The 18,647-nt window shown below is 60.3% G+C and carries 20 protein-coding genes and 2 pseudogenes; 10 read left to right on the top strand and 12 right to left on the bottom strand.

Annotated features, from left to right (window positions below):
• Positions 1 to 320 precede the first annotated feature (320 nt).
• Positions 321 to 668: a response regulator gene (locus B0G80_RS23345; protein ID WP_106286009.1), complete on the top strand. Its 348-nt coding sequence runs from the start codon at positions 321 to 323 to the stop codon at positions 666 to 668.
• 342 nt (positions 669 to 1,010) lie between these two features.
• Here the strand turns inward: B0G80_RS23345 and B0G80_RS23340 are convergent, their stop codons facing one another.
• Complete coding sequence (locus tag B0G80_RS23340; protein WP_116120060.1) at positions 1,011 to 1,274, bottom strand: hypothetical protein; 264 nt, start codon at positions 1,272 to 1,274, stop codon at positions 1,011 to 1,013.
• Positions 1,275 to 1,704: 430 nt separating this feature from the next.
• Here B0G80_RS23340 and B0G80_RS23335 point away from each other — a divergent pair, with 430 nt between their 5' ends.
• The gene (locus tag B0G80_RS23335) at positions 1,705 to 2,079 is read left to right on the top strand and encodes a cupin domain-containing protein (RefSeq protein WP_116120058.1); all 375 of its coding nucleotides are present in this window, start codon (positions 1,705 to 1,707) and stop codon (positions 2,077 to 2,079) included.
• A gap of 410 nt (positions 2,080 to 2,489) precedes the next feature.
• Positions 2,490 to 2,918, top strand: a complete 429-nt coding sequence (locus B0G80_RS23330) for a VOC family protein (RefSeq protein WP_116120056.1) — start codon at positions 2,490 to 2,492, stop codon at positions 2,916 to 2,918.
• Positions 2,919 to 3,126: 208 nt separating this feature from the next.
• Here the strand turns inward: B0G80_RS23330 and B0G80_RS46435 are convergent, their stop codons facing one another.
• Positions 3,127 to 3,300: a hypothetical protein gene (locus tag B0G80_RS46435; RefSeq protein WP_166678936.1), complete on the bottom strand. Its 174-nt coding sequence runs from the start codon at positions 3,298 to 3,300 to the stop codon at positions 3,127 to 3,129.
• 105 nt (positions 3,301 to 3,405) lie between these two features.
• Positions 3,406 to 3,876 carry a PRC-barrel domain-containing protein gene (locus B0G80_RS23325; protein ID WP_116120054.1) on the bottom strand — a complete coding sequence of 157 codons (471 nt, stop codon included), beginning with the start codon at positions 3,874 to 3,876 and terminating at the stop codon, positions 3,406 to 3,408.
• Between the two features lie 111 nt (positions 3,877 to 3,987).
• Here B0G80_RS23325 and B0G80_RS23320 point away from each other — a divergent pair.
• Positions 3,988 to 4,650, top strand: a pseudogene (locus tag B0G80_RS23320) (IS6 family transposase); the annotation flags it as partial.
• A 61-nt stretch (positions 4,651 to 4,711) separates the two neighbouring features.
• Here B0G80_RS23320 and B0G80_RS23315 read toward each other — a convergent pair.
• The 5 genes and pseudogenes from B0G80_RS23315 to B0G80_RS47830 all read right to left on the bottom strand — a co-directional run bounded on the left by B0G80_RS23315 (position 4,712) and on the right by B0G80_RS47830 (position 7,472).
• Positions 4,712 to 4,885: a transposase gene (locus B0G80_RS23315; protein WP_116120052.1), complete on the bottom strand. Its 174-nt coding sequence runs from the start codon at positions 4,883 to 4,885 to the stop codon at positions 4,712 to 4,714.
• Between the two features lie 588 nt (positions 4,886 to 5,473).
• Positions 5,474 to 5,911 (bottom strand): PleD family two-component system response regulator, encoded by a 438-nt coding sequence (locus B0G80_RS23310; protein WP_116120049.1) that lies wholly within the window; start codon positions 5,909 to 5,911, stop codon positions 5,474 to 5,476.
• A gap of 516 nt (positions 5,912 to 6,427) precedes the next feature.
• On the bottom strand, positions 6,428 to 6,736 hold the full coding sequence (locus B0G80_RS23305) for an acylphosphatase (RefSeq protein WP_116120048.1): 309 nt from the start codon (positions 6,734 to 6,736) through the stop codon (positions 6,428 to 6,430).
• A 98-nt stretch (positions 6,737 to 6,834) separates the two neighbouring features.
• Positions 6,835 to 7,320 (bottom strand): annotated as a pseudogene (locus B0G80_RS23300) (ATP-binding protein); the annotation flags it as partial.
• Positions 7,290 to 7,472, bottom strand: coding sequence for a hypothetical protein (locus B0G80_RS47830; RefSeq protein WP_309568776.1), 183 nt, complete (start codon positions 7,470 to 7,472; stop codon positions 7,290 to 7,292). The gene B0G80_RS47830 and the pseudogene B0G80_RS23300, both read right to left, overlap by 31 nt.
• Before the next feature lie 148 nt (positions 7,473 to 7,620).
• Here B0G80_RS47830 and B0G80_RS46010 point away from each other — a divergent pair, with 148 nt between their 5' ends.
• A complete protein-coding gene (locus B0G80_RS46010; protein ID WP_181919892.1) occupies positions 7,621 to 7,788 on the top strand; it encodes a hypothetical protein in 168 nt (55 codons plus the stop codon).
• Positions 7,769 to 9,829, top strand: a complete 2,061-nt coding sequence (locus B0G80_RS23295) for a recombinase family protein (protein WP_116116778.1) — start codon at positions 7,769 to 7,771, stop codon at positions 9,827 to 9,829. Before B0G80_RS46010 ends, B0G80_RS23295 begins: the two co-directional genes overlap by 20 nt.
• A gap of 16 nt (positions 9,830 to 9,845) precedes the next feature.
• Here the strand turns inward: B0G80_RS23295 and B0G80_RS23290 are convergent, their stop codons facing one another.
• The 3 genes from B0G80_RS23290 to B0G80_RS23275 form a co-directional block, all read right to left on the bottom strand.
• Positions 9,846 to 10,202, bottom strand: a complete 357-nt coding sequence (locus B0G80_RS23290; RefSeq protein ID WP_309568775.1) for an ATP-binding protein — start codon at positions 10,200 to 10,202, stop codon at positions 9,846 to 9,848.
• Entirely contained in the window at positions 10,199 to 11,692 is a 1,494-nt protein-coding gene (istA, locus tag B0G80_RS23285; protein WP_116120046.1) for an IS21 family transposase, read from the bottom strand. The genes B0G80_RS23290 and istA overlap by 4 nt, the downstream gene beginning before the upstream one ends.
• A 407-nt stretch (positions 11,693 to 12,099) precedes the next feature.
• Positions 12,100 to 13,860, bottom strand: coding sequence for an ATP-binding protein (locus B0G80_RS23275; protein WP_116120044.1), 1,761 nt, complete (start codon positions 13,858 to 13,860; stop codon positions 12,100 to 12,102).
• A 69-nt stretch (positions 13,861 to 13,929) separates the two neighbouring features.
• Here B0G80_RS23275 and B0G80_RS47075 point away from each other — a divergent pair, with 69 nt between their 5' ends.
• Positions 13,930 to 14,391: a dodecin family protein gene (locus tag B0G80_RS47075; protein ID WP_309568815.1), complete on the top strand. Its 462-nt coding sequence runs from the start codon at positions 13,930 to 13,932 to the stop codon at positions 14,389 to 14,391.
• Positions 14,392 to 14,652: 261 nt separating this feature from the next.
• On the opposite strand, the gene phaP is transcribed toward B0G80_RS47075, so the two are convergent.
• A complete protein-coding gene (phaP, locus tag B0G80_RS23265) occupies positions 14,653 to 15,180 on the bottom strand; it encodes a TIGR01841 family phasin (RefSeq protein ID WP_116120042.1) in 528 nt (175 codons plus the stop codon).
• A 745-nt stretch (positions 15,181 to 15,925) separates the two neighbouring features.
• Between phaP and B0G80_RS47070 the strand changes: the two genes are divergently transcribed.
• The 3 genes from B0G80_RS47070 to B0G80_RS23255 all read left to right on the top strand — a co-directional run bounded on the left by B0G80_RS47070 (position 15,926) and on the right by B0G80_RS23255 (position 17,820).
• On the top strand, positions 15,926 to 16,195 hold the full coding sequence (locus tag B0G80_RS47070; RefSeq protein ID WP_258878994.1) for a DUF2934 domain-containing protein: 270 nt from the start codon (positions 15,926 to 15,928) through the stop codon (positions 16,193 to 16,195).
• Positions 16,196 to 16,895: 700 nt separating this feature from the next.
• Complete coding sequence (locus B0G80_RS46005; RefSeq protein ID WP_181920040.1) at positions 16,896 to 17,195, top strand: hypothetical protein; 300 nt, start codon at positions 16,896 to 16,898, stop codon at positions 17,193 to 17,195.
• A 19-nt stretch (positions 17,196 to 17,214) separates the two neighbouring features.
• Positions 17,215 to 17,820 carry a hypothetical protein gene (locus tag B0G80_RS23255; RefSeq protein WP_116120041.1) on the top strand — a complete coding sequence of 202 codons (606 nt, stop codon included), beginning with the start codon at positions 17,215 to 17,217 and terminating at the stop codon, positions 17,818 to 17,820.
• Positions 17,821 to 18,647 lie beyond the last annotated feature (827 nt).

The following is an 18,647-nucleotide window of genomic DNA, read 5'->3' as shown; positions in this document are numbered from 1 at the left end:
TTGAGCGCAGCAACAATCAACATACGCCAAAGTCACACACTGAGCCGCCATGTCGACATGATTGTTGTGCGACCAGCGTAGTGTTCATATTCGCTATGTGGCCGAGGTTTTGCTGGAAAATGCTTCGATGCGTCGAGTACAGTTCTCGCGCGACGAGGAGACGCCCGACGTTGCTGCGAATTCCAGGACGGGTAAGCACCTTGGGCGCGAGCATGGATGCGACGGTACTCCGCGTACGTGTTAATCGCGGCACAGAATTGCATGACATCGCAAGGTGAGGCGACGGCCCTCACGTGTTCTGCATGTTGGAGTGATGTCCGATGAATGTTCTTCTTGTTGACGACTACAGCGCTACAACTGACCTGCTGGCTGACGTCGCATGCTCGATGGGGCATGCTGTGACGAAAGCGTATTCCGGTGCTGACGCATTGGTTGCGGCCTGCGGTGACGGCGCTTTCGATTTCATTCTCGTGGACATTGGACTGCCCGACATTAGCGGCCACGAGTTGTGCCTGCGGCTCCGTGCATCCGAGAAATATGCGTCCCGGCGCATCTTCTCAATGACCGCGTATGATGACGTCCCCGAGCGCTTCGACATGTCGTGCTTCGATGGCCAGCTTCTGAAGCCGCTATCACTTGAACAATTCGAGTCTCTGCTCTCAGGCTGAAGCGGACCACACCGGTGCTCCTGGTAGACGGCGCGGCATTGTTCACTTTTGCGCCTTCACTCGTCTCGATAGAGACAATTGTCGTATTTGAAACGGTACGCTAGCCGCGTTCTGACAACGGCCGTGAGTCAACCAACGGCTTCGGGCACGGGGTGCCACGTCTTTGCGCGAATATTCTGAGTGATGCGCCACAGAAATTGAAAGAGCTTCGCTCGGGTACTGCGGATAACTCGTGTGCCTGTGACACGAGGGGCTAGAAAATCCGACGCCGCTTTTACCCATCTAACAGCCCCAGCGCGCGGGCTACGACGTGGCTGGGACGCACGACGAAGTATCCGGCCATCATCGTTCTGCAAGCGCGTCATCAATGAGCCGTTGGGCGGCACCAAACCCTGCCATCAGGGCTTCAGCTTCGGTGGCGAACGTCGGTTCGCCTTCGTCCAGGAGCTGGGCTGGGGGAAACTCACGTCCGGACGGCGGGTGTCGCACAGTAACCTTCACCACAAGACCTCCCGACGCGACCACCGAGCCCGCGACAATAACAGCCGGCACCGACTCGACTTCAATGGTCGCCTCGAAGCCCCGATAATGATATGCACGTCGCATTGCAACCTCTCGTGACGATTAGTGCGTTCATGGCCAGTCACGCAATATGGGTCCGCTCGCTGGTCTCCGGCGTCACTCTTTCCGCGTGAGCGGCGGTTTCGTCACCGCCTGCCCGTCAATTTAAGCCTTGGCGCACGCGGTGGCGAATGGGAGTGTGTGCAAACTCCGAGGATTATTCGGACGGGTTCATGCGTGAAACCGCTTATCGGGTGAGGGCACACCTCTGCGCGCCTGTTTCGCCATGCTGGCACGATGCCCTCGCTGCTACGTCGCCTCGTCTTGACGCCGGTGCCGGCGGGCGGGACACTCAATCCGAACGTTGTGTGGCCGACGTCTTGCAAAGCGCTGCGTAACTCAAGCGTCTGAGATTCCAAACTGACGGGTTACGTCGACCGCCGACTGGAACATAGGCCGCGAAAAGGAGAGCCCCATGGCGCTTGCGCTGACATTTTCACGACTGTTTTCAGACTCGATTGGCGAAAGTCATTTTGGGTCGGTAAACCTCCTACTGGTCACCCGCAACTTCGCGCCCCCCGCTGAATCCTTTGACGTGTCGGATTTCGCGGCAGCGACCCGCCACGGATTTTTGCACGCGCCCAGCGGATGGGTCGGCGACCTTCATCCTTCACCCATGCGCATGTGGGGATTTATCCTCAGCGGGGAAGTTGAGTTTGAGGCCAGTGACGGTGAGCGACGACGTGTCGCGGCGGGAAGCGCCATCCTGCTTGAGGACACGACGGGCAAAGGGCACCAGAGTCGTGTCATCGGCGACGCGCCAGCGCTTCTCGCCGTGGTTGAAATTTGACGTCGTGGTTCCCTGGCCGGGGCGCGAGTTCAAGCCGTCGCGGTTAAATTGTGCTCGAGAAAGTGAAGGTCCGAGCCGTGGATGCGCGGCTCTATCCAACGGAGCGGCTCTTAACCGGGCGAGGGCCAGTTCGGACAATTGAACGACGCCCCGCATGAAGCTGAAGTACCGTTTGTTTGTCGTCAGGGCGGACAGCGAATAGATACGAGCAGGTCGGTCAGGGACGTTGCTGCGGCGAATTCGAGTAATGCGCACGCTCGCTTCGCGGGGGGCGATACGAACGCGCAAATTATCCAGCTCGTGCGGAGCTTGAACGGATTCAACGCCGCCCCCGAAAGCAGGGTGAAGGTCTGCGGATATAAGGGTCACATTTACCAGGAACTTCGTGGATTGCCTGAAGAGGAGATGACATGGAACGCATCGGGAACATCAAAATTCTGTTCGTCGCGGGCTTTGGCCCCATCGTCCGTGATGCGGACGCAAGTCGCGAACTCTACTGCGAGAGCCGTGGTATCCCCTTCAAGGAGGAGAGCGGCGGTTACCTTCATACGGAAGGTCTCGATGGCGCAAAGAGCTTTGCCCTGTGGCCTCTTTCTCAGGCGGCCCAGTCCTGCTTTGGCAAGGAGGCCTGGCCCGACGTCATCCCTGTTCCGCAAGCCTGGCTCGAGTTCGATGTGGAGAGCGTCGAGAAAGCAACAGCGGAGCTTGAGTCGCGAGGATATCGGATGCTCGTCAAGTCCAAGACAGAACCTTGGGGGCAGACGGTCACTCGTTTCATCTCACCGGAAGGGTTGCTGCTCGGTATCACTTTCACTGCGGCGATGCGAGAAGAAAACTAGCATTAACCTGATACAGAAAGTTGCGCTGCTGATAGCGGGTAGTGTCCGGGCGGTGGTCCTGCCGGGCGAGAATTTACTGGCCGCAGAACCCGATGGCCGGACTTCCGCCTACGTGCTGCAACGGGTCCGTACGCCGAGGTATGCCCCTTGCGAAGCACAGGGCCGCCGCTTGCGCCCCTGTCTCGCCACGAGTTCCGCAGCGTCGCTTCTATTTCGGCGCATCTTCATCGAGCAGTTCATCGTCCTCTGACCGCAGGACAGGGGCAGCGCTGTCTGGCGCCGGCGAGCCGGAGGCGTTCGGCGCGTCTTCTGGTCGCCGTCGCTCATTGTTATCCTCGGGGCGGCCTACGTCGCGCGTCTGTTTCTTTCGATGATTCGTCATGGTTTCCTCCGTGCACGAAGCAACGCCCGATGCACTGGGTCTGCCTGTACGGCCGTTCGGCAGGCGGCGGCAGCTTCGCATGGTGGCAGTCTGCGATAAAACATCTTAAATGTCGGTCAGGTTTTCTTCGCTCACAGCGCGGGGCGCCCACCAGTACGGGTCCCGGTTGTAGTACCGATGAACCGTGGCGCCCCATTGCACGTCCGCCATGGATGGCCAGTGGTCCTTGTCGAAACCAGGCTCATTTCTGACCTCTTCGGCCGTTATGTCGACAAAGAAGCACTTCTCATCTGTGTCCAGTGTCAGCGCGCTCCACGGGATCGCGTGCAAGGTGCTGCCGACGCCAAGGAAGCCACCTTCCGAGAGCACCGCATAGGCGACACGACCGCTGCGCACGTCAAGCATGATGTCGGATATTTTGCCAATCTCTGCTCCATCCGATGAGACCACCTTGTTGCCATCCAGGGTCGACGCAGTCATCACGTCCGGCCCGGGCCCTGTACCCACTCGATCGCCGACAATGTTCGCACCGGCACCGCCCGTCTGAGGCCGTATTTTAGGGTCATGGATTGTCATGGTCCTCTCCTGTCCTGAAGAGTGATACTCCGAGGCGCGCAACGCGCGTGCCACGGCCATGCCAATTTTTGGCATTGTCAAATTGAAGGAGTCGCTGGGTAGAATGGCGAAATGAAGAAGACTCCCTCGCCATATCACGGCTTCCGTTTTCCGGCCGCGGTCATCAGTTGGGCGGTACGCTGGTACCATCGATTCAACCTGAGCCTGCGCGACATCGAGGAACTGCTGCTCGAGCGTGGCGTCGAGGTTAGCTACGAGTCGGTGCGCAACTGGTGCGACCGGTTTGGTGCAACGTTCGCCTGCCGGGCGAAAGCAGTCCGGCCACGACCGGGCTCGACGTGGCATCTCGATGAGCTGTTCGTGAAACTGCGCGGCGGGCCCTGTGTCCTGTGGCGTGCGGTGCATGAACACGGCATCGAACTGGACGTGCTGCTGCAAAGGCACCGCGACAAGACAGCGGCGAGGCGCTTCTTCAGAAAGGTGCTGCGCTCTTACCCGGTACCCCGGAAGATTGTCACCGACCAGTTGCGCAGCTACCCGGCGGCAAAGGCCGAGGTGCCACAGCTAGCCGGCGTGAAGCACGTCTTCGTGCGAGCGGCCGCGAGAATCAACAACCGGGCGGAGAACAGCCACCAGCCGACGCGCCGGCGTGAGCGCCAGATGCAAGGATTCCGCGACCCGCGTCGGGCACAACGCTTTCTGTCCTGCTTCGGCCCGATCCGCCAGCACTTCGCGTTGCCACGTCACCGGATGAGCGCAGGCGATCATCGACGCAACTGCAGGCCCGGCTGGCCAACTGGTCCCAATGGACCGTCACCGAGTCGACCGGTATCGATCAATAATCAACAGGCATCCTACTCATGCTGTACTGGTACGTACCCACGCCGTCAATTTGACAAAGCCATTCGAGCCGCTGGAACATGCCTTCGATGCGCCAGCGCTTGCGGTAGAGCCGGGCGATCTCGGGCGCATCCACTTCGTCAGGCAGGTTGCTCCACAGCCGGATCACCGTGTCGCCTGCGTCGGTGGGGTGTCCAGCGTCAGTTCGCCTGCGTGGCCCTCAGTTCAACACGCTGTTCACGCACCTGTCCCGTTTCGATGCGGACACATTCCACCCACGGCCCGCACCCAGCCAGCTGGGGACCGTTGCTGACATGCTCGCGCACGACGAAGCACGCCCGGTCTGATGCCAACCCGACAGGATGGTGCCGGTGCAGGGCGTTGTCACGTTACTGTCCCCGTGACGAGATATCGGCACGGACAGTCGTCTCAGAACACGGTGGACGGAGCTTGGGCATGCCCCTCCAATCGAATAAGTTCATCATCGGCACATTATCTGCGCGAGCAGTGCGCGCCATCACGATGTCACCGCGATAGACAAAGAGCGTGCTCAGTCCCTTGGCGTGAGGTCGAATGGCGCTGCGTATGTGTGACCAAGCAAGGTTGCCGCGGTCGAACGTTGCGAGACATTAACCAGCGCTCGCGGTATGAGGGCATAGAACCCGCAGCTCTCACGGGTCATGACGAGCGAGACATTGGCGAGACGTTGTCTTCCACTGCGCCATAAATATATCCCACGCGACCAGCTGCAAATCTGCTACGGCCAGCACTTCGAGCAGATTGGCTGCCATCGGGACATCGCGCGGTCCGAAGGGAATGAGCGTCTCGATAAATCCCTTAGCCGTTTGGCCAGGAACGAACTCACAGTTGCGTCAAAACTATCCAGGTCGATGGGTTTGCGCAGAAAGGCGTTCCAGATTTTCACCTCTCCTTCCGGGGGAGCACGGGCGGAAACCATCACCACCGGAATCTGGGCAAGCGCCGGATAGAGCTTCAGACGTTCGCACAGTTCGACCCCGCTCATGCCGGGCATCTCCCAGTCGGTAACAATCAGTTCCGGAACGTGGCGGGCAGCTTTTCGCAGCGCCACGTCCCCATCTTCTGCGGAGAGTACGTGGTGTCCACGCTCTTCCAAAAGAAGCTGAAGTACCCACAGGTTATCCGACTCATCGTCGACAAGCAGAACTGTTGACATGGCGAGACGCGACGCAGAACGTTTACGAAGGAATCGCAATGACCGTGCCCAAGTCTTTCAGCCGCCGGCCCGGCAACGGCTATGAAAGTGGTGTTAACGGTGCAGTGTGCACATACTAATTGATAAATCGCCACGGGAGGGTATCCGCCCAAGTCGCTTCCCGGAGAGGAGCTCTTATGGACGCGCCCACTTTCCGAACGCGACGGATTGGTCGCCGCGTGGCGTCGTCTGACCACCAGGGCGGAATCTGGCTGGCAAGAATGGTACGAGTTGGACGAGCGTTGCGAGAGGGTGTTGAATTCACGCCCCTCGGCGAGACGCCAGATAGCGCGTACGGACGTCATTTGCCAACTGACCGGGCAGACAGGTCATCATCTGGCCGCCATGTCAGTGGCGGTGACGACCCGGCCCTTTGGCATTAGAGTTCCCGACGTCGTCTGGGTATCAATGATGGCGCTACCCGACAGCCTGCAGGTGGAAAACCCGACATCTTCCGCTGTGGCGAATTGCTCGCCTTTACAGCGTGGGCAATCGCTCAAACTGGTCAAAGCGGGTAAACGGCAGCGGCACCTCGGTCACTTGAAGCTCGTCGACCAACGCTGCGGACATGCCCTCGCTTAGCCACGTGCACATGTTGGCAAGCTGCTGCGGCGAACCCTGCAGCATCACCTCCGCCGAACCGTCCATGCGGTTACGTACCCAGCCGGTGACGCCTAACGCCTGGGCATGGCATACGCAGGCTTCCCGATAGCCGATGCCTTGCACCTGGCCACGCACCAGCACCAGCCGGGTCTCAAGCATCCCATCCTGGTGGTCAGCTTCCATGCGTGTAGTCCTTGCAAAATGTGGGCTAGACAGCGTCAAGCAGCGCGGCCGGTCAGCGACAACTATTTTGGCCGGTCAACGGGTGTAGTTGTCGATGGCTAATTCATAGTTGTCGCGCCTCCATCGTAATTGTCGTCGGGTAGTTGTCGCCGGCGCGCGCTCTGTTTGTCGCTGGCCTTTCGACGGCGATAGCTTTCCACATTCAGTTCGAAGATCGTCGAGTGATGCACGAGCCGGTCGATGGCGGCGACCGTCATGCCGGGGTCAGGGAACACGTCATTCCAGCCCGAGAACGGTTGATTGGCCGTTATCAGAAGACTTTTACGCTCGTACCTCTCGGCAATCAGTTCGAACAGCACGCTGGTCTCGGCCTGGTCCTTGCGCGCGTATGACAGGTCATCAAGGACGATGAGATCGAAGCGGTCGAGCTTGGCCAGCGCAGAAGGCAACTGCAGGCTCTGGCGTGCCGCCTGCAGCTTCTGGACGAGTTCGCTGGTGCGCGTGAACAGCACGCGGTATCCGACGTCGATCAGGGCGTGCCCGATGGCCGAACCTAGATGGCTTTTCCCGACCCCAGGCGAACCTGCAACACACTGCCCATCATCATTGCGACGATGTCGTTGTCCGCTATCCGTTTCACCCGCGCTTCGGCGAGCGCGTTAATGTCATTGGAATGAATCGCTATCGAGGCGAGTCGTACCTGATCATCATGCAACCCGATGGCACTCGCGCTCATCTTCCGCCGTGGATGACCGGCGAAGCAGCAACTCGCATGTCTATCGTTGTGCAGCCGGAATTACCGCACGGGGCGTTGATCGAACTTCAACGCCTGGTCAGCGCCGCTTTATCTTCTTCAGTGTTGTCAACGCACAGGGGATACGGTGATGCGCAAACAGGTGATGGTGCAGCACGATCTGTTCGAGGGGAGCAGCGAGGAAGGACCTCTGCCCGCAGAGGTGTTAGCGGACGTAGTGGCGCAGTTGACACTGTTGATGCAGTCGGTGATCGATGCAATCGAGATGGAGGTGCGCGATGAACAAGATCCGCGCTGAGCATCTCTCGCGCCTCGCCTATGTCTACGTTCGTCAGTCGACGCTGGACCAGGTGCAGCATAATCGTGAGAGCCAGTTACGTCAGTATGGACTCGCCGATCGTGCCCGCGTGCTCGGCTGGCCTGAGGTGACGGTCATCGATGACGACCTGGGCCGCTCGGGCTCGGGTATCCATCGGCCCGGCTTCGAGCGCTTGCTGGCCGCCCTTTGTAGCGGCGCGGTGGGCGCAGTATTCTGTATCGAAGCGTCCCGGCTCGCGCGCAACGGGCGTGACTGGCACACGTTGCTCGAATTCTGTCGGCTCGTCGGAACGATCCTGGTGGATGAAGATGGTGTATATGATCCGCGCGAGCCTAACGACCGCCTGCTGCTGGGCATGAAGGGCACGTTATCCGAGATGGAACTCTCGACGTTTCGTCAACGCTCCCAAGCCGCGCTGGATCAGAAGGCCAAGCGCGGGGAGTTGTTCATGACCGCACCGATTGGCTACATGCGTGTTCCGAACAACCGCATCGAGAAGGATCCGGATCTACGTATTCGTGAAGCGCTCGATCTGGTGTTTCGGAAGTTTCGCGAGTTTGGTAGTGTGAGGCAGGTTTTAATCTGGTTTCGACAGGAGCGCATTGAGCTACCGGCGGCAAGCTATGGCCCGGAGGGCCGTTATATTGTCTGGAAACTACCGGTCTATAACACCCTGTGGCATGTCCTGACGAATCCCACCTACGGCGGGGCATACGCATTCGGCAAGACCAAGACGATTGTGCGCATTGAGAGCGGTCGCAAGCGGCTGTACAGCGGCACCCACGTCAATCGCGAAGAATGGCAGGTCTTGATCGTCGAACACCACGCGGGATACATTAGCTGGGACGAGTACGAGAGCAATCGCAAATTGATCACCGACAACGCCAACATGAAGGGCAACATGGTTCGGGGTGCGGTCAAACGCGGCGGTTTGCTGTTGGCCGGTCTCATCCGCTGCGGCCATTGCGGTCGCAAACTGCACGTCGCGTATTCAGGCACCAAGGGCGACATCGGCCGCTATAGCTGTCAGGGCAGCATGATCAATCATGGCGGCCCACGCTGCATCTCGTTCGGTGCGGTGCGCGTAGACCAACGCGTCGCTGAGGAAGTTCTACACCGACTTGAACCATTGGGCATTCGCGCATCGCTGGACGCCATTGAGCGCAAGCGCCTGAGTGAGGATGAGCGAGTCCGGCACAAGGAACTGGCGCTCGAACAGGCACGTTATGAAGCTGCTCGGGCGCGTCGGCAGTACGATGCGATCGATCCCGATAACCGGCTGGTAGCCTCCGAGCTTGAGCGTCGGTGGAACGACGCGTTGGCAACACAAGCGCAGCGGCAGTGCGAACTGGATGCGCTGCGCGAGCAGCCTGCAGACTCACTCAGCGCCACCGCGCGCGACGAGCTCATGAGATTAGGAACTGACCTGCCCAGGTTGTGGAATCACCCTGCCAGTGCCATCGAGATCAAGAAACGTATCTTGCGCACCGTGCTCAAAGAGATTGTCGTCACCAAGCAGGACCACACCATCCGGGCGCTCCTACACTGGCAAGGGGGCGATCACACCGAGCTCGAATTTGAAACGAACCGGACCGGTCAACATCGCTGGGCCACTGACGTCGAAACGATCGACATCGTTCGAGCCTTGGCGAGAACGCTTGCAGACCAAGGCATCGCTGCTGTCGTTAATCGTTTAGGCAAACGCACGGCGAAAGGGCTTTCATGGACAGCGGCGCGAATTTGTATCTTGCGCAAAGACCATGCGATAGCCGCTTATCGCGAGGGAGAGCGGCAAGAGCGCAATGAGCTGAATGTGACGGAAGTCGCGGCGCTATTAGGCATCAGTACACCGACCGTCTTCCGGCTGATCCGCATCAAGCGATTGCCTGCCACGCAGGCGTGTCTTGGCGCACCGTGGATTTTACGGCGCGTCGATGTCGAAACGTTTATCACAGCAAGAAGTGCCATCGAGGGTCCGCAATCAGCTGACCCGAATCAACTATCCATTGATCTTCAATAACATAGGGAGGTGAGCATTATGTCTCGTGTCCGGGTGGCCCGAACAGAAGGACCGTGGCGCCTTTCTCCAGCCATGACTCGCCAGTGGCCAGCGCCGTGACATGGGCCTTCGACACCATTGGCACGGCGCTGAAGTCGAAGGTGGCGAGCGTCTTGGTCGGGTCCATCTGCGACTCGGTGCGGTGCCGCTCGATGCGTCGTTTGGCGCGCTCAGCCAGCTCGTGCTCAAGCAGTGCGCCAAGCAGTCGCGTGGCCTGCCAGCCTTCCTTATCCGAGCGCTCGGCGAACTCGGGCCACAACCTGCCGATCGTTGGCAAGCGCAGCTCGTTGAGCATCAGGGCCAGGCGGCCACCATCATGTGCGGGCGCGTTCATGCTGCCATCTCCTCGAGCAGTTCGTCATAGACGGCAACGGGCGGCATCTGAACCTCCACCTCAGGACACGAGGCCTCACGGGGTGCGTACTGCTCACGCAGCGCCTTGAGATCGGGCAGCTTGCCGGCTTCCAGCAATACGTCAAGCTGTCCGGCCAGTACGGCCTCCACGCCGTGCAGGCCGGCGAGTTCAAGCAGGCCAACCATCGTCTTGCATGCTTCGCGTTGCGACAGGCGGGCGTCGAGTTGTTCCCAGGTCCGGCGGTAGGCCTCGCGCGGGAACAGTGCGTCACGAAACGCGAGCCCCTTGAATGCCTGCGGTTTGCGCTTCAGGGAGCCAATGAAGTGGCGGTAATCAAGCGCGTGACGGTTGTCGTGGGCACGGGAGCCCCGTGCGGTGCTGTGCACCAGCACGCCAGACAGGTAGCAGTCGAGCCGGTCGCCGTAGACGCGCACCTTTAGCCGGTGACCAATCAGGCGCGACGGCGCACTGTAGAGGATGCCGCGCACCGTGAACGTGCTGCAGCGGGTCACAGGAGCCTCCTCCTCGACGAAGTCGGTGGTACGGTACTCCGGCAGATCCTGAAGCTGCTGGCGCTCGATACGGAACGCGGCTGCGTTGCGCCGGTTTCGACGCATCACCTGCTCGCGGATGAATTCATCGTAGGCGGCACGATCAGCGAAGTCGCGATGGCCACGAAGCATCAAGGCCTGATCGACCGCATCCTTCAGATACCGGTGCGAGGATTCGACACTCCCGTTCTCATGACCCAGACCGCGATTGTTGCGCGTGCCCTGCATGTCGTAGTGATCGAGCAGCGCCTTGTAACGGGTCGTGAAGTCCTCCTTCTCGCTCAGGTTCTTGAAGGCGGCCGACAGGCTGTCGGTGCGATGCTCGCGCGGGCAACCTCCCGCCTGCCACAGGGCGTTCTGCAATCCGGTTGCGAGGGCCTCGAAACTCTCACCGCCCTCCACCACGCAGGCGTACTCCCAGCGTGAGAACGCCAGCACGAAGTGATACAGCCGGTGCTCGAACGGTGCGCCGCCAATCGTCACGCACAGCTTGCTCATATCGGTGAAGTCCGACAGCCCGCGCACGCCGGGCTGATGCTCCTGGGGGAAGAAGATCTCCTGACTGGGGCCTTCAAGTGCCCGCCATTGATGAATGCGCCGCTCCAGCGTGCGGCGCATGCCGTCGGGATAGCGCTCCGGGTGATCCTCCTGCAGCTTGCGCAGGATTGTGATGCCCATCAGATGGGGGGCGTTACGCAGTAGCGGCATGATCTCGCTGTCCCAAACATCGGCGAACGGGTCGGGACGGGTGCGCCAGGACCGCCGGGGCTTCTGGGATGGCAGAGTCGCGTCACGCTCGATGCGGCGTGCGCTACGCACGCTTATTCCAGCCTTGGCGGCCGCGACTTCCTGCGGATGGTGTTTGCGCTTGTTCATGTAAAGGCGAACCTGTTGGTCGGTAATGCGGGTTCCAGACATGAGCTGATCGCTTCTTCTTTAGGAATCGATCAGCCATCCTATTGCCCCGCCGACGCGGCGCCGCCGGTGGTTCGTCGTCTCCGGCGGCTACGCCGCCTGCGACCCCTCACCACCGGCCAAACCAATCGTCAACGACCGGCCGAGATAATTGTCGCCGCCCAGTGGGCGCAGCTTCGCCCCCACTGAAGTGGCCCGGCTGCAATCGCATGCCTGCCTATCGGCTCCCGCAGGCTTTTCCTGGAAATAGCTGAGGCTCTGTCCGGAAATGCGGCTCCGGTACCGCAGCCGCGCTGCGTGAATGGATGCGTGTTCGCATGGAGCCACGTAACCGTCCAGCGGGATAGCGGCGTCCAGTCGCGCGGCGCCGTGAGACTCGCCTTCCACGTTTGCCATCGGTCTATCAGGTTCTACGAACGCCGCACGACATCCACCAGGTCATCGAGCGATAGTGGCTTGGTGAGATGGCAGTCAAATACCTGTTCGTCGGTCTGGAATCTGCTGGCGGCATCGGTGTAGCCCGTTAATGCAACCAGCTTCGTCTGGGAGCACTGGGCCCGAAGGCGAAGCAGTTGCGCAAGCTCAATGCCATCCATGCCGGGCATCGTGATATCAATCAGGGCAACGTCCGGAGTAAATGATTCCACTATCGAGAGCGCGTCGGGTCCGCTCTGTGCCCACTTAACCTCATGCCCCTCGAGCTCCAGCAACGTGCCGAGCGCCGCCGTGGCGTCTGCGTTGTCGTCCACCAGAAGGATGCGCATCGCCGGCATCGTGTGCGTCACGGTCATGGTCGGCGCGGCTGTGTTTTCGCAGACAATGGGGAGTCGTATGGTTACCTCCGTCCCCAAGCCTTCGCCGGCGCTCGCAATCGTAACTGTGCCGTTGTGTGCGGCAACCAGATGCTTCACGACAGCCAGTCCGATTCCGAGCCCGCCTTCTGCCTTTCCGCGTGCTGACGCCGACTGGGCAAACATGTCAAAGACGTGCGGCAGCATTGAAGATGAAATGCCCGCACCGTTATCCGTCACCGTGATGACCGCAGTTCGGGGCGATGAGCCGCGTATCGATGCGATGCTCAGGTCCGGTGCCTTCACCGATAACGTGATGTCGCCGCCGGGAGGCGTGTATTTCGCCGCGTTCGTCAGCAGATTCGATATGACCTGGGTGAGTCGGGCCGCGTCCGCATGAACGGTCACCGGATACGGGGGAACAGTGACATGCAGCTGGTGTAGACCATTATTGGCGTCGGTCTTCATCGCCGTCACCGCGTCGGCCACGATATCCTGGAGCAGCCCGTACGACGGGCGCACGGACAGTTTGCCATGCCTTATCCGGGACGCGTCGAGCAGGTCGCCAACGAGCCGTTTCAGTATCCGCATCTGTCTGTCAGCGATGCCCAATGCAGCCAACACGGCGGGATTGTCTGTCGCGAGCTTTCGCGCCGCCGTCAGGGCAGCGTCGATTGGCGCGAGAGGATTGCGTAATTCATGACTCAGGGTCGCAATGAAGTCGTCCTTGCGTGCTTCAGCCAGGGCCAGCGCATTCCTTGCGGCCTCAGCTTCTGCCGCCCGGGCTTCCGCGTCAGCCTTCGCCCGGGTCATGGTGAGCGCCGCGCAGGTGAAGTTTGCAAGGCTGGTCAGGATTCTGCGGTCCTCCGCATCGAAAAGGTGTGTCCCGTCGTGGGACATGACCCACAGGGTGCCCCACGGCTCAGTTTCGCCCGGAATGGGTACAACCAGCTCTTCGATAATCTCCGGAGAGACGTGTTCCAGGCAGGCGAAGTGGCGCCGGGGAAACGAGAATAGTTGTCCCGAAGCCAGTTCGAGCGTCACGGCGCTCGGGCTGTCTGCAGTCGAGATGGTGGTGCCCACAGCGGCCACGCATGCACCCGAAACCGCGACCCAGCGGAACACGAGGGCGCCGGCAGCGCCGGTTTCCAGCAGGCCGATGCCCGCGCTGCCCGCTTCGCACAGACTCAGTGCCATATCCGAGAGCGTCTGCAGCATGGCTCCGTCCGACGACGTCAGTGCCTGCGCCAGACGGTGCATCGCGCTGCTTTCTGCCGCATAGTCGGGCGGGCGATGCGCACGCGTGTCGAGCGTTGGTGTGACGAGACTACCCTCATGCCGTGCGCGGTCCGCTGCCGATGACGTAGACAGTCCAGCCATAGGGTCTCCAGGTTGTAATAGGTATGTGGCTACACGGAAGAAATTACCATGCTGGATGAATTGTAGGCGCTGCATCACCAAATCCGGCCGGTCACGGAAATTATCGGCACCAGCCCAACCTTCTGGGAGGATACGGCAAAAAATGCTGTAGAAATTGCAGCGAACTCGCTGCGTGATTTGCGAGTCGCCGAAGTCTGCAAGCTCGACATGAGGGTCGATAGCGGCAAGGTCGTTAAATACCGAGCGCGCGAGTATCTTTGTCTTTCAAGTACGAAGCATGAAACGGCGACCCCGCGCCACGGCAGAGAAGAGGCTTCCGATACTGCAAGTTTGAGGCATCGAGCTTGTACGCCAGTTGCGGACGGCACAACTCCCCGAATGCTTACGTTAGCATTTATGCTCCGGTGGTCGAGATGCACGACACGCCTTCGGCATGTAGCGCTAGCGCGCCTGCGGGGCGGTGGCTTCAGTCCGTCCTGCCCCTCTTGTCGCTGCGAATTGGCGGGACGCGCTCGCCTTCAACGCACGTAAATTCGACCGCGTTCGTCGCATCGCAGATAGCGCCGTCCATCCGGGCCCGCCTACTGTCGCGCCACGGTCAAACCGCCCGCTGGTGGATGCGGCAGGAGTATTTACATTGGCGCCTACAGCGTGACAGCCACTCGAACATGGCGCTGCAGGGCTCGTGTCCAGCTCACCGAGGTCCACCGATTGCCGTGTCGGGACGAACCGCGAGACGAGCGCCCGCGACTGCTTATGCGGCGGCAATCGCGCAACTCAGGGACCTGATTGTTACGCCTTCGCGCTGACGGTCTTGCCCGCTTTGTCGATGACTTCGACAGCCTGTTTGGCTGCCGACTTTGCATTCTCGTAGGTCGCATTTCCAGCGTCACGCGCAGCGCCGAAGCCAGTCCTCCAGAGCGATACAAATGCTTCACTGCCCGCCGGCGCGTTCCTGAAGAGGTTCTCGAAGAGCGCCTGGGACTGTCGAACATACTCATCAACCTGCTTCTCGCCCGTCGCGAGGATTTCGCTGCTCGTCTCGGACATGATTTCGTTCACATGCCGCCAGTAGGCCTGAAGCTTCTCGTTCCATGCCTGTGCCTGACGCGATTGCAAGGTGAAGAACGCCTCGGGTGACTTAACCGAAACGGCCTCCGTCGCAACGGCCTGGTTCTCGGCCAAACTGGCCCTGGTGGCTTCGACATTCAGCTGGACCAGCTTTTCAAAGCCTTTAAAACCGCTCTCGAAAAGACTGTAAAGTGCTGCTGCGCGTGCTTTCTGTGCTGCAATAAACTGTTCCGGGGCCACGGTACTCATGCTAATCGCTCCATTCAGGAAAAGGGCAAAAGGGTGTCGACCAATTATTAGCAATCCGAACAAGAACTTCGCGGGTCCATCTGCGCTGACCTTGCAGCGCCCCCGACACTCCACCGTGCCAAGTGGAAGCGGCTACCCGGGCTCTCCGCTGCCTTGTACTGCAACGCAATATTCATTCATGCAGTGCCACAAATTAGCCCTGGCGGCGGACGTCTGTCAACCCGGAAGCCCTTGCGCTGGCAGCCCAGGGTGGTTCTAACCGCCTGTCGTCAGTTCAGGCCACGCTTTTCGCTCAGCAGGTACTTTCCCGCAAAGACAGCCGCCGATGGGCCGGTGTGGGTTGACGAAAATGAAACCGCCCATCCGGCAACCGCGGGCTACAACTTCGGAAAAGCCCGGTGTTCCACCGCAATGCGCAAAAAAGCGGCAGACATTGCCGCGGCCGAAACACACACGCAACGCATTGGGGGCGCTGACGTGGTGATAATCGTATAGGACCGGAGAAAAGAAGCAATCCGGTATATCGTCTGAATATTGACCGCCGGCGTTCTGAGCCCTTGTCGTCACGACTTCGCGTCTGCTACTCGTAAACCACTGTTGCAAAGGCGCCGGGGAGTCATGGCGGTGACATCTTGCGGTGTCTGTTATCAATGCCGGAAGCGGCAGATGCTGGTGAAAAGCAGATGGCCCGCACGAGCGGGCCATCCGGTTCAAACATTCGACGGCCCGCCGCTACAGCGGCTGAATGTTCGATGCGCCGACGACCAGCGACATCAAGCAGGCGCTTTGCTACCATCGACCAGCCGAAATTAGCCTGCCCGCCCGGGCCACTTTCTTGAAGGAGGTTGAGATGGACGTGCCAGTCACTGAAGAACAAATCCGAACACTTGCTTTCTATCTGTGGGAGAAGGACGGCTCTCCCGAAGGGCGCTCGGACGAGTACTGGGAGAAGGCTCGACAGCAGTTGGGTGCGGACCAGCCGCTGGCAGCATCTGAGGGCGACACAGCAGCCTGAGCGGCGCGCGCCAATGGAAAGGCGGGTGCCGGAGCAGGGGCCCTCACGCGCCTGTCTTGGCGACTGGCCGGACCGGTCGCAGGTACCCCGACAGTCCGGGTGTCGCTTTGCTCCTTACCAGTTCGAGTGCTTTATCCGCCAGTGAGCCAAGGTCGGTGGCGCTCCGCTGCCGCGCAACGGTGTCATATCTGCTGGCGGGCACCCGGCTGTTCAATTCAGGCTGCTTCCAGGCGGTACCTGACCTCATCGTATGCAGAACCGGCTCGCTGATAGTCTAAAGCCAACCCTTCACTATCGTGACCCGCATAGCACGAACGTGAGCAGGGCCGCTGATACGGTGGTCAATAGAGGCACGTCAACGGGCGCATAAGCCAGCCTCGTCAAATCATAGTTTATGTCGATAGCCTCACCCGGGAAATGTGGCGTCGTCAGCCTTCGCGCCTATTCAAACGACACGGCGCACACGCTGGTCTCAGACTGTCCGCGAATTGCGGGGCAGGTCGCGCCGCCGCTGACCCTCGCCTGCGCCGTGCACGCCATGGCCGCGATGTTCTCCTCCGAAAGGAGAGGTCGATAACAGCCAGGCGTAGGAATAGGTAACCCACGCCATGGCCAATGGCGGAACAGAAATTGCGGCGTTTAATGCAGCGGGCGGACCCACTCGGGTTACAGCTTCGCTTTGCATACGAGGGAGACCGTCATGCGAGTCGCTGCGAGAGGATTCTTGTTCTCTGCGTTAGTTCTGAGCTTGTCTGGTGCCGCCTACGCGCAAGGTGCGGGAGCGGGTGGTGGTGGGGGCGGCGCGGGTGCAGGCCAGGGCGGCACCGGAATGGGAACGCCGAATGCAAACGGGACGACGGAGTCACCATCCGGTGCGTCGGGCGCAAACACGATGGGAAAGTCGGACGACATGTCGCAAAAGCAGATGAAGCCGAAGACGCAGAAGAAGGGAGGAATTGATGCGCCTGCGTCGGGCAGCGGTGTGAAGAAGGCCTACTGACAGTAGACAGGAAGCGGACATGAGTGAATACAGAACGCGCGCCTCCCGTTTCGGCATCGTCGCTGCGGTTATCGTGGTTGGCCCGGTTCTACTTCCGCCGGCCTTTTCCCAGGACGCCAGCTTCCGGACGACAGGCCAGGCAGCCGGTGTGAGCGCGCTACAACATATTCAGGCACGCATTACGGGAATAAACACGCTACACAACACCGTGACCTTGCGCGACACGCGCGGCGAAATGGCCGTGATTGAAATCAGCCCAGTCGTCGCAGAGCTCAAAGAATTTCACCTGGGGGACACGGTGAAAATCGCATATAGAAACGCAATTCTGACGCATCTGGCCAAGGCCCCATCGAGTGGCATCCGCGAGCGAATCGAAACCGAAGTTGTGCAGCCAACACAGGATGGAGAAGCCAGTTCGACCCGAAGCGTGGAGTTGCTGGCGACGGTGCTAAAAATCGACCGTAAAAAACGGGAGGTCACATTGCGCGGCCCGACTCTAACTGAGGAATTCGACGTTGCCCCAGATTGTTCTCTTGGCGGTCTGAAAATCGGTGATTCGGTCCGCGCGAAATTCGTCGCTGCCCGCGCAACTTCGGTTGAGCGGGTTGGGACCGCTCCACAGTAAGGTGCTGACCGGTGAGACTCATATCTGTCGAAATGGTGCTCAGCGCGCCGGTTTTGCGGCCGTCGATGCGCGCGTGAGGCTCGCACGAAGGAAATGAGTCGAGACACAAGCTGTCAAGGCTTCCTGGCGACGCTATAGCTGCCCTATCGCTGACCATAATGGAGTGAGCGCAATCGCGTCGTCAGCCTGTTCTGGGACGGGTACGCTCCCCCGCAAGTGCGCAATTCGCGAATGTCGTCGAGTCGGTTCTCCAGTGCCATGGCGCAGTTCATCCTCCAGGATAATGACTACGCTTGCGCCGATGCCGAGGCGCGCAGTAGCTGTTCGACGGGACATTCGAACCGCGGCAAGGCCAGTGGTCTGAATATGGGTAACGGAGTGGCGCGAACAGCGACGTCGACGGACCGCGGAACGGCCCCGGGACAAAACGGCCAGTACCAGTGAGCGGGTTGCACGCGGTCAACCGCTACAGGCTCACGTCGACGCAACGCCTCCACCTTTCGGCTACTCAACTGGCGATTCGCTGCCGCAATAAGTGAGCGACGGACGCGCGAAGGGCCAAGCGTCGCCAGAACAGCGCAGCCGTTCTGATGGTCCAGCAGGAGCTGCGCGACACCACGTGGTCCGACGGGCCTCGCGGGCTGCGCGCCACGCGTCAGCTCAGGAACTGGCGACTCCCGCGCGGTCCGGGCGCACCGTAACTTCACTGCGCTTCTGCCGTACCGCGTCCGCGCGGTGCGTGTCCTTCCAGCGTGCTACTTCGCTAACCGGAGCGCTTTTCCTATACTGATAGTGTCGCAATGTGATTAGCGCGACGCGGGCCGTAT

Origin of the sequence: Paraburkholderia sp. BL6669N2 (genome assembly GCF_003387275.1) — a bacterium.
Taxonomy (GTDB): domain Bacteria; phylum Pseudomonadota; class Gammaproteobacteria; order Burkholderiales; family Burkholderiaceae; genus Paraburkholderia.
The sequence above is the reverse complement of the archived record's forward strand: the minus strand, read 5'-3'. Positions and strand labels throughout refer to the sequence as shown.

Excerpts from the sequence above, each read along its gene's own strand:
- B0G80_RS23305 (WP_116120048.1), bottom strand. The coding sequence starts at position 6,736 with ATGGAAGCTGACCACCAGGATGGGATGCTTGAGACCCGGCTGGTGCTG.
- B0G80_RS23275 (WP_116120044.1), bottom strand. The coding sequence starts at position 13,860 with ATGGCTGGACTGTCTACGTCATCGGCAGCGGACCGCGCACGGCATGAG.
- B0G80_RS23330 (WP_116120056.1), top strand. The coding sequence starts at position 2,490 with ATGGAACGCATCGGGAACATCAAAATTCTGTTCGTCGCGGGCTTTGGC.
- B0G80_RS23335 (WP_116120058.1), top strand. The coding sequence starts at position 1,705 with ATGGCGCTTGCGCTGACATTTTCACGACTGTTTTCAGACTCGATTGGC.
- B0G80_RS47830 (WP_309568776.1), bottom strand. The coding sequence starts at position 7,472 with ATGAGCGCGAGTGCCATCGGGTTGCATGATGATCAGGTACGACTCGCC.
- B0G80_RS46010 (WP_181919892.1), top strand. The coding sequence starts at position 7,621 with ATGCGCAAACAGGTGATGGTGCAGCACGATCTGTTCGAGGGGAGCAGC.
- B0G80_RS23345 (WP_106286009.1), top strand. The coding sequence starts at position 321 with ATGAATGTTCTTCTTGTTGACGACTACAGCGCTACAACTGACCTGCTG.
- B0G80_RS46005 (WP_181920040.1), top strand. The coding sequence starts at position 16,896 with ATGCGAGTCGCTGCGAGAGGATTCTTGTTCTCTGCGTTAGTTCTGAGC.
- B0G80_RS23325 (WP_116120054.1), bottom strand. The coding sequence starts at position 3,876 with ATGACAATCCATGACCCTAAAATACGGCCTCAGACGGGCGGTGCCGGT.
- istA (WP_116120046.1), bottom strand. The coding sequence starts at position 11,692 with ATGTCTGGAACCCGCATTACCGACCAACAGGTTCGCCTTTACATGAAC.
- B0G80_RS46435 (WP_166678936.1), bottom strand. The coding sequence starts at position 3,300 with ATGACGAATCATCGAAAGAAACAGACGCGCGACGTAGGCCGCCCCGAG.
- B0G80_RS23310 (WP_116120049.1), bottom strand. The coding sequence starts at position 5,911 with ATGTCAACAGTTCTGCTTGTCGACGATGAGTCGGATAACCTGTGGGTA.
- B0G80_RS23295 (WP_116116778.1), top strand. The coding sequence starts at position 7,769 with ATGAACAAGATCCGCGCTGAGCATCTCTCGCGCCTCGCCTATGTCTAC.
- phaP (WP_116120042.1), bottom strand. The coding sequence starts at position 15,180 with ATGAGTACCGTGGCCCCGGAACAGTTTATTGCAGCACAGAAAGCACGC.
- B0G80_RS23340 (WP_116120060.1), bottom strand. The coding sequence starts at position 1,274 with ATGCGACGTGCATATCATTATCGGGGCTTCGAGGCGACCATTGAAGTC.
- B0G80_RS23290 (WP_309568775.1), bottom strand. The coding sequence starts at position 10,202 with ATGAACGCGCCCGCACATGATGGTGGCCGCCTGGCCCTGATGCTCAAC.
- B0G80_RS23255 (WP_116120041.1), top strand. The coding sequence starts at position 17,215 with ATGAGTGAATACAGAACGCGCGCCTCCCGTTTCGGCATCGTCGCTGCG.
- B0G80_RS47070 (WP_258878994.1), top strand. The coding sequence starts at position 15,926 with ATGTTCGATGCGCCGACGACCAGCGACATCAAGCAGGCGCTTTGCTAC.